This window comes from Streptomyces sp. NPDC043427 (assembly GCF_056436655.1).
Map to the genome: position 1 here is coordinate 10,456 of NZ_JBWKCC010000055.1, position 12,986 is coordinate 23,441.

Here is a 12,986-nt window from a genome sequence, read left to right on the forward strand (position 1 = left end):
CATCAACACGATGGTCGACCAGCTCTCCGCCTTCGCCGACGAGGTCACCCGCGTCGCCCGCGAGGTCGGCACCGAGGGACGCCTCGGCGGACAGGCCCAGATGCGGGGCGTGTCGGGCACGTGGAAGGACCTCACCGACAACGTCAACGTGATGGCGTCGAACCTGACCGGGCAGGTCCGCTCCATCGCCCAGGTCGCCACCGCCGTGGCGCGCGGCGATCTGTCGCAGCGGATCACGGTCGAGGCGAAGGGCGAGGTCGCGGCGCTGGCGGACGTCATCAACACGATGGTGGACACCCTGTCGGCGTTCGCCGACGAGGTCACCCGCGTCGCCCGCGAGGTCGGCACCGAGGGACGCCTCGGCGGACAGGCGCACGTGCCGAACGTGGCGGGCACCTGGAAGGACCTCACCGACAACGTCAACTCGATGGCCAACAACCTCACCGGTCAGGTGCGCAACATCGCGCTCGTGACGACCGCGGTGGCCCGGGGCGACCTGTCGAAGAAGATCGACGTGGACGCGCGCGGCGAGATCCTCGAACTCAAGACGACGATCAACACGATGGTCGACCAGCTCTCGGCGTTCGCCGACGAGGTCACCCGGGTCGCCCGCGAGGTCGGCACCGAGGGACGCCTGGGCGGACAGGCCGAGGTGGAGGGCGTGTCGGGCACCTGGAAGCGCCTGACGGAGAACGTGAACGAGCTGGCGGGCAACCTGACCCGGCAGGTCCGCGCGATCGCCGAGGTCGCCAGCGCCGTCGCCGAGGGCGATCTGACCCGTTCGATCACCGTGGACGCGTCGGGCGAGGTCGCCGAGCTCAAGGACAACATCAACTCGATGGTGGAGTCCCTGCGCGAGACCACCCGCGCCAACCAGGAGCAGGACTGGCTCAAGACGAACCTCGCCCGGATCTCGGGCCTCATGCAGGGCCATCGCGACCTGCCCGTGGTCGCCGAGCTGATCATGGACGAGCTGGTGCCGCTGGTGTCGGCCCAGTACGGCGCCTTCTACCTGGCCGAGGACGGCGACGACGGGCCAGAGCTGCGGCTGGTCGGCTCCTACGGCTACCCCGACGACGACACCCGGGCCGCCCGGATCCCCTTCGGCCGCACCCTGGTCGGCCAGGCCGCGCGCGGCCGGCGCACCATCACGGTGGACGAGCTGCCGCCCGACTACGTGACCATCTCCTCCGGGCTCGGCCAGGTGGTGCCGACCGCGCTGGTGCTGCTGCCCATCGTGGTCGAGGGCCAGGTCCTCGGTGTCATCGAGTTGGCGTCCGTCACCGCCTTCACCCAGATCCACCAGGACTTCCTGGCGCAGCTGATGGAGACCATCGGCGTCAACGTCAACACCATCGTGGCCAACGCCCGTACCGACGAGCTGCTGGTCGAGTCACAGCGTCTGACGGGTGAACTCCAGGCCCGTTCGGCGGAGTTGCAGGTGCAGCAGGAGGAGCTGCAACGCTCCAACGCGGAACTGGAGGAGAAAGCCTCGCTGTTGGTGGACCAGAACCGGGACATCGAGGCGAAGAACCTGCAGATCGAGCAGGCGCGGCAGGAATTGGAGACCCGGGCCCAGCAGCTGTCGCTGGCCTCGAAGTACAAATCGGAGTTCCTGGCGAACATGAGCCACGAGCTGCGCACCCCGCTCAACAGCCTGCTCATCCTGGCCCAGTTGCTGGCCCAGAACCCCTCCCGCAACCTCACCCAGAAGCAGGTCGAGTACGCGCAGATCATCCACTCCGCGGGCTCGGACCTGCTCCAGCTGATCAACGACATCCTCGACCTGTCGAAGGTCGAGGCCGGGAAGATGGATGTCACGCCCGAGCGGGTGGCGTTGCGGCAGCTCATCGAGTACGTCGAGGCCACCTTCCGGCCGATGACGACGCAGAAGAGCCTCGACTTCACGGTGACGACCGCTGCCGGCGCGCCCGCGGACCTGCTCACGGACGACTCCCGGCTGCGGCAGGTGCTGCGCAACCTGCTGTCGAACGCCGTGAAGTTCACCGAGCGGGGCAGCGTGGAGCTGAGCATCGAGCCGGCTGCGGACGACGAGGTGCCCGAGGGTGTGCTGCGGGGCGGGGCCGTGGTGGCGTTCCGGGTGAAGGACACCGGCATCGGCATCCCCGAGCAGCACCTGGAGACGATCTTCGGCGCCTTCCAGCAGGCGGACGGCACGACGAGCCGCAAGTACGGCGGCACGGGTCTCGGTCTGTCCATCACGCGGGAGATCGCCCATCTGCTGGGCGGTGCCGTCACGGTGGACAGCATGCCCGGTCAGGGCAGCACGTTCACGCTCTTCCTGCCCGTGGCCCGGGCCGACTTCGAGGATCTCCTCGGCCACGGCAGAACCCCGGAGCTGTCCTCGCCGGGGGCCCTCCTGGAGGGGCCGGCCCGAGCGGTGCCGGTGGCCCAGACGGGGCCGGGGCCGCGGCCCCGGCGTCTGCTGGTCGTGGAGGAACGGCCGCGCGGTCTGCTGACCCTCGTCGCGGAGAGCGTCGTGACCGATCTGACGCACGGCCGGGAGGACGGTGGGCAGCGGCCCTCGGTCGACATCATCACCGCCGTCGGCGCGCAGGAGGCGGCGGGTGCCCTCGCGGCCGAACCGTGCCACTGCGTCATTGTGGAGCTGGGCCTGCGGGACGGTGAGGCGTCGCAGTTCCTCCAGGCCCTGGAGGGCGACTCGGCGCTGGCCAGCGTTCCGGTGCTGGTGCACAGCGGTCACCGTACGGACGCGAGTGTGGAGGAGGCGCTGCGGTCCCGCACGGCGGGCGGGGCGCTGGAGTTCCTCTCCAGCCTCGACGAACTGCGCGAGCGCATCGCCCTGCACCTGTCGGCCGAGGAGCCCGGGGAGGTGCTGTCCCTGGTCAGGCCCGAGGAGCCGCCGCGCGCGGCGCCGTACTCCGTCGACGAGGACGAGCCGGGCGGCCGTACGGTCCTCGTCGTCGACGACGACGCGCGCAACCTCTTCGCGCTCAGCGGGATCCTGGAGCTGCACGGCTTCCGGGTGCTGCACGCCGACAACGGGCGCAAGGGCATCGAGGCGCTGGTGAACAACCCGGAGGTCGCGCTCGTTCTGATGGACGTGATGATGCCGGAGATGGACGGCTACACCGCGACCGCCGAGATCCGCCGGATGCCGCAGTACGCCGACCTGCCCATCATCGCCGTCACGGCGAAGGCGATGCCCGGCGACCGCGAGAAGAGCCTCGCCTCGGGCGCCAGCGACTACGTCACCAAGCCCGTCGACACCCGCGACCTCATCGCCTGCGTCCGCCGCTGGCTGCCCTCATGAGTACGCCCCTGACCCAGCGCCTCCCGTTCCGCGCCCCAGGGCGTTCCAGCCGAGGAGCATCCACACCGTGAGCATGTCCGAGCATCCGCGCGAACCGGGTCAGGACGAGCCGAAACCCGAATCCACCGCCGCCCCGGCGTCCTCCCCGCCCGCGACGTCCGACGGTTCGCCCGCGGATGTCGCGGGCGCCGCGACCGCCTCGCCGGTGGGCAGGCTGGCGGCGACCGTGGAACGGCTCAGCCGGGAAGTACGGGCCGCGCAGGCGGAGGCCGAGGGGCGGGCCCTGATCGAACTCGCCAAGGGCATCCTCGTCGAACGGCTGAGGTGCGGGCCGGCCCAGGCCGCCCGGCAGCTCGGCGAACTGGCGGAGCAGGCCCAGGTCACTCCCCTGGAACTCGCGGTCGATGTCATCAACCAGGCCGCCCGCGACCGGATGTCGGAGGTGACGGACGCGTTCCTGGCCGCCACCAGGGCCGCCGACGAGGCGGACGCCGAGTCGGCCGCCGTACGCCTGCGCGCGGCGGAGAGCGGCGCGCTGGCGGCGGACGACACCCAGGCGGTCGCCGACGCGCTGTTGGAGCAGGCGCTGCGTCCGCTCGGCGCGGTGGCCGTGGCGATCTGGGCCGCGGGTTCCGACGGGTCGCTGACCCTGGCGGGCAGCGCCGGGTTCTCCCCGGCGGAGGCCACGCGCTGGCGTTATGTCCCGCCGCACGTGGCGACGGTGGCCCGGCACGGCCTCACCGAACGCACGGGACAGTGGATCACGTCCCTCGCGGAGACCGGGCTGCCCAGCATCGGCCTGCACCACCATCCGGACGGCGGCCGGGCCGCGGTACCCGCCGGCGTGGGAGGACGCATCCACGGCGTGCTGGAGATCGCCTGGCCGGCGCCCCTGCCGGAGCAGCCCCCGCAGATCGTGCGCCAGGTGGAGGCACTGGCCGAGCTGTGCGCTCACACGCTGGAGACGTACACGCTGCTGCACGGTCCCGCCCAGGAGCCGCGTCTGGTGCCCGACGCGGCGGAACTGATGGACCTGGCGGACGGGTTGCACGACCCCGCCCTGGTCCTGGTGCCGCATCTCGACGGGGCGGGTCATCTGGTGGACTTCCGCATCCAGCACGTCAACAGCCGTTTCCTGGATCCGGCCGGCCGGCCGCGTGCGATGGTGAGCGGCGCGCTGCTGCTGGAGGCGTACCCGATGGCCGCCGGGGACAGCGAGCTGTTCCAGCGCATCGAGCGGGTGTACGCCACCGGTGAGCCCTTCAGGGCCCGCCGGATGAACCTGACCGCCCTCGTCGACCAGGTGCCGCTCTCGGCGGTCGCGGACATCAGCGTCAGCCGGCACGGCACCGCCGTGCTGTTCATCTGGCGCATCGAGGACGAGACGGCCCGACTGGCGAGCCTGCTCCAGCATGCCCAGCGCCTCGGCCGCATCGGCGGCTTCGAGCAGAACGTGCTGACCGGCGAGATCACCTGGAACGGCCAGCTGTTCGACCTCTTCGGGCGCCCGCAGACGAGCACGCCGGTGGCCCTGGAGGAGCTGCCGGCCCATGCCCACCCGGACGACGGCGTCTCCATCCGTCGCTTCCTGCGCACGCTGCTGCATCACCGGCGGCCGTCCTCCGCGGCCTTCCGGCTGCAGCGGCCGGACGGGGTGACCCGTCACATCCGGGTCGTCGCCGAACCGGTGCTGGACACCGACAGCCGGCTCCTGCTCGTCCGCGGGGCGTGCCAGGACATCTCGGCCCAGCACTGGACCGAGGTGGCGCTCGCCGCCACCCGCGACCAGCTGGCGCACACCGAGCAGCAGGCCAGCGAACGCAACCGGCTGACCCTGCAGTTGCAGCACGCCATCATGCCTCCCACCCAGGCACCGCTCAGGGTGCCCGGCCTCCAGGTGGCCGTCCGCTACCGGCCCGCGGAGACCGAGCAGTTGGTGGGCGGCGACTGGTACGACGCCGTCGTGCTGCCGTCCGGGCTGGTGCTGCTGTGCGTGGGAGACGTGGCCGGTCACGGCATCGAGGCCGCGACCAGCATGGTCGTCCTGCGCAACGCGCTGCGCGGCCTGGCGGTGACCGGAGCGGGCCCGGGGCAGCTGCTGTCGTGGCTCAACATCGTGGCGCACAACCTGACGGGCGCGGTCACCGCGACGGCGGTGTGCGGTCTGTACGACCCGGTTCGGCGGACGCTGCGCTGGGCGAGGGCGGGCCATCTGCCGCCCGTGCTCGTCCGGGGCGCAGAGGCGACTCCCCTGCCCCTGGTCAAGGGGATGCTCCTCGGCGTGCTGCCGGAGGTCGCGTTCGAGGAGGAGGAAGTCCAACTCGACGCCGAGGACACCCTGTTGATGTACACGGACGGCCTGATCGAACGCCGGGACCGGTCCGTGGAGGAGTCCCTCACCCATCTGCTCACCACCGCCCGCGCGGCCCCCGCCACGCTCGACCACCAGCTGGACCGTCTGCTGACCTACAGCCGGTCGGACACGGACGACGACACGTGCCTCGTGGGGATCCGGGTGGGGTGAGGAGCACGGTCGTGCCTCTTGGAGAGTTCCCCCGGCCCGTGGACGACACCGTGCACCGCCCGCGCCGTCCTCGGCGCGGGCGGTGACCGCACCTCCTTCAGTGGTCGGCGCAGCACGGCGTCGGGTCGGGGACCTCGAAGGGGACCAGTGTGCCGCCCGCGGCGGGCATGACGGACAGGACGAGTTGACCCTCCTGCCACTGCGGCCGCACATGCCCCCGCGTCACCAGACGGGCATCCGGCGCCGGCCCCTCCGGTGAGCCGAGAACCGCCACCCGGTCGATCGCCGAGGCGGCCAGCGTCTGGGCGATCGTCAGCGTGCCGACGAGCGCCGTCACCCCGGGGTACAGCACCGCGCGGCCGACGGCGTCCGGGGCCCCGTCCGCCACCTCGTGCCCCTCGGTCGCGAGCCACTCCAGGGCGCCGCGCAGCACCGGCTCCGAGTGAACCGTGAAGGACAGCGCGACCCGCGGCCGGCCGTCCCGCACCAGGTGTGTGCAGCCGAACGTGCCCTCAGGGAGGGCGAGTTCGGCCGCCAGCGTCAGGAGCAGGTGACCGGCCGCGCGCAGGTCTCGCGGCCCCGCGTCCACCGTGAGGGCGTACGGCGTCATGACGGCAGGACCCACACCGGGTCGTGGCGGCGGGCGCGGGCGCGGCGGCCGCCGTGGCGCCGAGAACGCTTCCGGCGGTCAGCCCGGCGCCCAGCAGCCCCGCCCGACGCAGCAGCGAGCGGCGCGAGCGCTGCTCGAGGGCGAGCGCCTCGTCGGGCACGGCGGCGTCGAAAGCGGCGGGCAGGGCGGAGACCTCCTCGTGGACGTGGTCGTGGGTGTGGTCGTGATCGTGTCCGTGGGGGTGATGTCCGTGCGCGTGCCCGTGTCCCATGAAGCGCCTCCTGGATGCCGCTGCGTGCAACGGCTGCCTTCTACGGCGCTGTTGCGCCGCGTGAGGAGAATCGACGCGAAACATGAACATTGAACGACCGCGAGGCGATCACGGGACTCACCGGACACGGCGGGCAGCCACGCCTCTCACTGTTCCCCCAATTGACCTTGTGCGTCACACTGGTTGCCACCGAACCTGAGCTCCGTTCACCTTCCTTCCTCCGTCCCTTCCTCCCTTCGTCCCTTCCTCCTCGTCGGAGACACCCCCCATGAGAAGAATGATCGGCACCCTCGCGGTCACCGCGCTGGCCCTCACCGGCCTCGCCGCCACTGGTGCGACCCCTGCGGCGGCAGCCACCACCGGCACCTTCAACGTCCTGACGTACAACGTCGCGGGCCTGCCGGAGGGCCTGAGCTCCGGCCATCCGGCGACCAACACCCCGCTGATCTCACCGCGGTTGGCGCGGTACGACATCGTCAACGTCCAGGAGGACTTCAACTACCACGCGGCGCTGTACGCGGGCGACGACCACCCGTACCGCACGGCGACCAGCGGCGGGGTGCCTTTCGGTGACGGCCTCAACACCCTCTCCGACCTGCCCTTCGAGGACTTCGAGCGGGTCAAGTGGCAGAAGTGCACGGGCACCAACTGCCTGACTCCCAAGGGCTTCTCCCTCGCCCGGGTCCGTCTCGCCGAGGGCGTCTTCGTCGACCTCTACAACGTCCACACCAACGCGGACGACTCGGACGACGCCCTCGCCGCCCGGCGCGCCAACGTCAAGCAGCTGTCGGACTTCATCAAGTCGAACTCCGCGGGCAACGCGGTGATCGTGATGGGCGACACGAACACGCGGTACACGCGGACCGGCGACAACATCCGCACCCTCGTCGACGAGAACGGCCTGACGGACGCCTGGGTGAAGCTGGCGAAGGGCGGCACACCGCCGGCCCAGGGCGCCGACCCTGTCCTGTGTCCCACGACGGCCCCGACCAACGGCTGCGAGGTCGTCGACAAGATCCTCTACCGCGGCAGCAAGCTCCTGTCCCTGACCGCGACCCGCTACAACAACGAGTGGGCGTCGTTCCTGGACTCCTCGGGCGGCAACCTCTCGGACCACTTCCCGCACACGACCGATTTCTCCTACACCCTCAACTCGTCCCTCCGGGCAAGCGACTTCATCGGCGGCCCGCACGGCACGGCCTTCACCGACGCCGACGACCTGCCGTCGACCGTGTCCCCGCGCACCCTCACCCTGCGAGGCGCCTCCCGCCTCGACGCGGTGTCGCTCACGCATGACGGCGGTACGACGCTGGCCCACGGCAGCACGGGCGGCACGGCGACGTCCCTGACGCTCGGGGCGGGCGAGCACCTGACCTCGGTCAAGCTGACGCAGGGACAGAAGAACCAACGCACCCGCCTCTTCTCCGCCACCTTCACCACGGACAAGGGCCGCACCGTCTCCTCCGGCACCCCGACCTCCGACACGAAGACCTTCACAGCCCCCTCCGGCTGGCAGATCGTCGGCTTCACGGGCCGCTCGGGCGACGAGGTCGACAAGCTGGGTGTGCTGTACGCGCCGATCAACTGACGCGCACCCGAAGGGAGACCTCCGCCCACACGGCCTTGTACGCCGAGCCCGGGCGGAGGTCTACTCCCCATTCCTCCGCCAGCGCGGCGACCAACACGAGCCCGCGCCCGCCTTCACCCGGCTCCGGGGACCGTACGGGCAGCCGGTCCACCCGGGCGTCGGCCACCTCCACCCGCACCACGCCCCCGAGTCGCGTCAAGCCGACGCGGAAGTCCCGCCCCCGTACCCGCCCGTGCCGTACGGCGTTCGCGGCCGGCTCGGCGACGACGAGGGCCACGTCCTCGTTCACCTCGCCTCCGTGGGCGTACCCCCAGCCGTCCATGTGGTGGGCGACCAGCCGCCGCGCGAGCCAGGCGCCGCGCGGGGCGGAGCTCCCCCCCTTGACCTGCTGGCCTGGTCGCCCATGCTCGTCCTGACCGGCCAGACCCGGCTCTGGGCACCCCGCCGGCTGCGATTCCGCCTGTCCTCCGCGGCCGCTCAGCTGGTGACCACCGGCCGACGCAGGATTCTCCGCCTCACCCAGCACTGGCCCTGGACCGGCGAGATCACCGCCGCCCTCGAACGACTCGCGCTTCTGCCTGAACCCGGCTGACCAGCAACTTTTCAGCGTCTCGACCACAGCATCACCCGCCCCGGGCAGTGGAGCCCGGCGACCACCCGACGCGACAGCCGGGCCCCACCCTCAGCTCCGGAAGCGAAAGGGTCCACCGACCCCGTCGGCGGACCCTCGCGGAAGATCGAGGCGGGGCTGCCGGCAGGCGGGTTCGTCGCGGTCCCAAGCCGCGAGACCCCGCCCTCATCATCTCGGAGGTTGAACCCTGCTCCGCCGCGGGGCGGACACAAGGTCAACCTCTGAGACGATCCGCGCCGTCATGCGTCCCGACAGTCTGGATGCATGACGACAACAAGGCACCCCCACCCGAACTCCGAAGCGACGGGCCTTGCCCACGACGGCGTGCCCGCCTGGGCAGAGCGCGTCGCGCACGCCATCCCACTGGTCGTACTGCCCGTCGGCATCTGGCGACTGCCATTCGCCTTCGGGTACGGCATGGGCAAAGAGCCCCTGCCCCCTGCCTGGTACAACGCCCCTTATGTCATCGGGCTGACGGTCCTCACCGAGATTCTCGCGCTGCTCAGCTTCGGATTGGTCCGCCGCTGGGGCGAGGTCGTTCCGCTCTGGGTGCCGAGGCTGGGCGGGCGACGCATCCCGCCGGCCGCCGCGATCGTCCCCGCAACCTTAGGCGGCCTCTTCTTCACCGCGATCGGCATCCACTGGCTGTACGAGGCCGCTACGGTCGGCACGGCCGCCTGGCCGTACGACGAGGGCTGGGACGTCCTCGCGATGGTGATGAGCGGACTGATGAACCTATGGGGTCCGCTGCTTCTGGTTCTCACATATGCGTACTACCGACGCCGCCGGACCTGATCCCGGTCTTCGGTGAGAGCGCTCAACCTTCGCTTCGAGAGATCACGACGAGCGACTGCTGGCACCGGACTGGTCCCGGGCGGTCATCGACTCCTCCCATGTCCGGGCCGCCCGCAGGGGCCCAAGGGCGGTCCCAGCCCGGTCGACCGCGCACGGCCGGGCAGCAAGCACCGCACCGGCCCGCAACGCGCCCTCTCCCCCACCGCGTGGACGGAGTTCGTGGAGTACGCGGGACGTGGGTGAGGCCGCGCAACGACGTCGACGCTGCCGTGCGCGAGATCCTCACCGGCCCGTTCGAACAACTCGGCCGCGATGAGCGTATGACTCTTCAGCGCGCCGAGTCGGGGAAGCGGCTCGGCGCGCACCACTCCCTCTCCCACCGCGGCGGCCGTTATTTCCCGTTGCCGCCGTCCGCCGTGCACTAGGCTATTTCCTAGAACCCCTAGGTTTCCGGCATGCAAGGTGGTGGTCCCATGCCCAGAGCCGGCCTCACGACCGAACGGGTCGTCGCGGCGGCCGCCGACCTCGCCGACGAGGTCGGCTTCGCGAATGTCACGGTGTCCGCGCTGGCGCGCCGCTTCGGTGTGAAGGACGCGAGCCTGTACTCGCACGTCAGGAACCTCAACGACCTCCGCACCCGGATGGCCTTCCTCGCCGGCGGCGAGATGATCGACCGCATCGCCACCGCCGTCGCCGGCCGTGCCGGAAAGGACGCGCTGGCGGCGTTCGCGGGCGCCTACCGCGACTACGCCCTCCAGCACCCCGGCCGGTACGCGGCGACCCAGATCCGTGTCGACCAGGCCCTCGTCGCCGCCTCCCCCGCCCTGCGCCGCACCATGGAGATCACCTACGGCATGCTCCGCGCCTACGGCCTGACCGAACCCGACCTGACCGACGCCGTCCGCCTGCTGCGCAGCACCTTCCACGGCTACTGCGCCCTGGAGGCCACCGGCGGCTTCGGCGCCCCCCGCGACGTGCGCAGGTCCTGGGACCGGGCCGTCGACGCCCTGCACGTGGCACTCACCCACTGGCCCCATGAGGAGAAGACCGATGACGACTGACTTCGACGACCACTACGACATACGCGGCAACGGGCCCGTACTCCTGATCATCCCCGGCGGCGCCGGTCACCCTATGGGACTCGACCCCATGACGGACGTCTTAGCCGACCGCTTCACCGTCGTCACCTACGACCCGCTCGGCCTCGCCCACGGCCGCCTCGGCGAGGCCGTCTCCGACCAGCGCGTCGAGGACTGGAGCGACGGCGCGGCCCGCGCCCTCGACGCCGTCCTCGGCCACGACGACTCCGCCTTCGTCTTCGGCACGAGCTCCGGCGCCGTCGCCGCCCTCGACCTCCTCGCCCGGCACCCGGAACGCCTCCGCCACGTCGTCGTCCACGAGCCGCCGGTGGTGGGGATCCTGCCCGACGGAGCGGAGCAACAGGCCAAGTTTCGAAGCGTGTGCGACTGTTACCGCACCGCCGGGCTCGCGGCGGCGGCACAGCGGATGACCGCGGTCCTGACGGACCGGGGGCCGCAGGACGACGAAAACGAGCCGCGACAACCCCTGTCCAGGGAGGAGGAGTTGATGCAGCCCATGGCACTCATGCTCCGCCACGTCCTGCACCCCTTCACGTCCTACATCCCCTCCCCCGGCCTCCGCGCCACCCACCTCACCGTGGCCACCGGCACCGACTCTCGCGGCCAACTCCTGCACCGCACGGCCCAGTTCCTCGCCGCCTCCACCCACAGCGCCTTCACCGAGTTCCCCGGCGGTCACCTGGGCCCCCTCGAGCACCCCGTCGCCTTCGCGGAGCAGCTGACGGAGACATTGAAGCCCTGACGCCACAAGGGGCAGCGCAGCCGCCCCCGCCGTGACACCGGGATCAGGGACCGTTTCAAGCCAAAGAAACGATCAAGTGCGCACCTCCTTGCCCACTCAACAACCGCGCAATAGACATGCACATGACCAGGGGCCAGGCGGCGACGCGCCAGGGGGGAACGAGTGGTCTGGCGTGCAGTCGACTCATGAGCGCATGAGACCGGCCCCGCACAGCCAAGCAAGGGGGAACAATGAAGAAAGTCAGCTCGGTGCTCACAGCCACTCTGCTCACAGCGGCTGGGGTGCTCCTCACCGGTCCGGCGGCGACGGCGGCCGCCCCGACGGCGGACGGCGCCGTCGCGACCCTCGGGCAGCGGTCGATCAACCTCAAGCAGGACGGCTGGGGCGACGCCCGCAGCTGCGTGGTGTACTCCAGGACCGACGTGCGCTGCTTCAAGACCCACGAGGAGGCGGACAAGGCGCTTGGCTACTCCCGCGCCACGGACCCCCTGCTGCGCGGGAGCGCGGACGTCCGGGCCCTGCCGGCCTGCGCGAGCGGCTGGACGTGCCTGTACGAACACATCAACGGCGGCGGACGCCGGCTCATCTTCCGGGACTACGCCTGGCAGAACCTCAACCAGTACGACTTCAGCGACAAAACCTCGTCGTGGCGTAACCGCCAGTCGGACTCGTACGCCTGGCTCGCGGAGCACGAGGGGGGACGTGGCGGCCAGATCTCCCTCGGCCCCAACTCCTACAGCTCCAACCTCGGCGTCTACAACGACTGGGCAAGCTCAGTAGCCGCCTGACGACGAACACCCGACAGGAACAGCGCACGACGACAACCGCGGGCCGGTCTCCTCGCCACAGCGAGCGGACCGGCCCGCGGGGTCATGTGAGGGGGCTCAGGCCCCGCCCTCCCGCTCCCCCGCACTCCGCTCCACGCAGAACTCGTTGCCCTCCGGGTCCGCGAGTACGACCCACCCCTTGCCGTCCGGCCTGCGCTGGTCGGACACCTGGGTCGCGCCGAGGGTGAGGAGGCGGGCGACCTCCTCGTCGCGGGTGTGGTCCTGGGGCTGGAGGTCGACGTGGATGCGGCTCTTGACGGTCTTGGCCTCCGGCACGGTGACGAAGAGCAGGCCGGCGCCCTCGATCAGCGCCTCCTCGTCTCCGGGGTGGTCGTCCTCGTGCAACGGTTGGCCCAGCACCTGGGACCAGAACGTGGCAAGGGTGTAGGCGTCGGCGCAGTGGATCGTCATGTGACGGATGGCTGAGGTCATGCGGGGAGTCTTGTGCACACCTTGATCACCGGGCAACGCAATAGAGCTCTTCCGGCCAACGACGGCAACCCTTTGGCCTAGGGTCTTTCGTTTGGATCAGGCCGGATCAGGGAGCGGGGTCCGGTGCCGTGCGTCGCAAGGCGGAGGAGGGCGGCAGGGCGGAGCCCTGCC

Annotated in this window: 11 protein-coding genes and 2 pseudogenes; 10 read left to right on the forward strand and 3 right to left on the reverse strand. The window is 71.0% G+C overall.

Annotated features, from left to right (window positions below; genetic code table 11):
• Together AC067M_RS45095 and AC067M_RS45100 are read left to right on the forward strand one after the other, a co-directional pair.
• Nucleotides 1-3,295: HAMP domain-containing protein (locus AC067M_RS45095; RefSeq protein ID WP_478702803.1), on the forward strand; the 3,295-nt coding region annotated here is incomplete at its 5' end.
• A gap of 67 nt (nt 3,296-3,362) precedes the next feature.
• Nucleotides 3,363-5,819: a SpoIIE family protein phosphatase gene (locus AC067M_RS45100; RefSeq protein ID WP_478702804.1), complete on the forward strand. Its 2,457-nt coding sequence runs from the start codon at nt 3,363-3,365 to the stop codon at nt 5,817-5,819.
• A 97-nt stretch (nt 5,820-5,916) separates the two neighbouring features.
• On the opposite strand, the gene AC067M_RS45105 is transcribed toward AC067M_RS45100, so the two are convergent.
• Nucleotides 5,917-6,429, reverse strand: a complete 513-nt coding sequence (locus AC067M_RS45105; protein ID WP_478702805.1) for a hypothetical protein — start codon at nt 6,427-6,429, stop codon at nt 5,917-5,919.
• A gap of 539 nt (nt 6,430-6,968) precedes the next feature.
• Between AC067M_RS45105 and AC067M_RS45110 the strand changes: the two genes are divergently transcribed.
• Nucleotides 6,969-8,288, forward strand: a complete 1,320-nt coding sequence (locus AC067M_RS45110; RefSeq protein WP_478702806.1) for a jacalin-like lectin — start codon at nt 6,969-6,971, stop codon at nt 8,286-8,288.
• On the opposite strand, the gene AC067M_RS45115 is transcribed toward AC067M_RS45110, so the two are convergent.
• On the reverse strand, nt 8,281-8,577 hold the full coding sequence (locus AC067M_RS45115; RefSeq protein ID WP_478702807.1) for an ATP-binding protein: 297 nt from the start codon (nt 8,575-8,577) through the stop codon (nt 8,281-8,283). The genes AC067M_RS45110 and AC067M_RS45115 overlap by 8 nt on opposite strands.
• Nucleotides 8,578-8,667: 90 nt before the next feature.
• Between AC067M_RS45115 and AC067M_RS45120 the strand changes: the two are divergent.
• The 7 genes and pseudogenes from AC067M_RS45120 to AC067M_RS45150 all read left to right on the forward strand — a co-directional run.
• Nucleotides 8,668-8,880 (forward strand): annotated as a pseudogene (locus AC067M_RS45120) (transposase); the annotation flags it as partial.
• Between the two features lie 303 nt (nt 8,881-9,183).
• Entirely contained in the window at nt 9,184-9,714 is a 531-nt protein-coding gene (locus AC067M_RS45125) for a hypothetical protein (RefSeq protein WP_478702808.1), read from the forward strand.
• 67 nt (nt 9,715-9,781) lie between these two features.
• A pseudogene (locus tag AC067M_RS45130) lies at nt 9,782-9,885 on the forward strand (IS5/IS1182 family transposase); the annotation flags it as partial.
• A gap of 68 nt (nt 9,886-9,953) precedes the next feature.
• Nucleotides 9,954-10,139, forward strand: a complete 186-nt coding sequence (locus AC067M_RS45135) for a hypothetical protein (protein WP_478702809.1) — start codon at nt 9,954-9,956, stop codon at nt 10,137-10,139.
• Nucleotides 10,140-10,187: 48 nt separating this feature from the next.
• On the forward strand, nt 10,188-10,775 hold the full coding sequence (locus AC067M_RS45140; RefSeq protein WP_478702810.1) for a TetR-like C-terminal domain-containing protein: 588 nt from the start codon (nt 10,188-10,190) through the stop codon (nt 10,773-10,775).
• Complete coding sequence (locus AC067M_RS45145; protein ID WP_478702811.1) at nt 10,765-11,556, forward strand: alpha/beta fold hydrolase; 792 nt, start codon at nt 10,765-10,767, stop codon at nt 11,554-11,556. The genes AC067M_RS45140 and AC067M_RS45145 overlap by 11 nt, the downstream gene beginning before the upstream one ends.
• A gap of 230 nt (nt 11,557-11,786) precedes the next feature.
• Entirely contained in the window at nt 11,787-12,344 is a 558-nt protein-coding gene (locus tag AC067M_RS45150) for a peptidase inhibitor family I36 protein (protein WP_478702812.1), read from the forward strand.
• Between the two features lie 96 nt (nt 12,345-12,440).
• Here AC067M_RS45150 and AC067M_RS45155 read toward each other — a convergent pair whose 3' ends face one another.
• A complete protein-coding gene (locus tag AC067M_RS45155) occupies nt 12,441-12,815 on the reverse strand; it encodes a VOC family protein (protein WP_478702813.1) in 375 nt (124 codons plus the stop codon).
• Between the last annotated feature and the right edge of the window lie 171 nt (nt 12,816-12,986).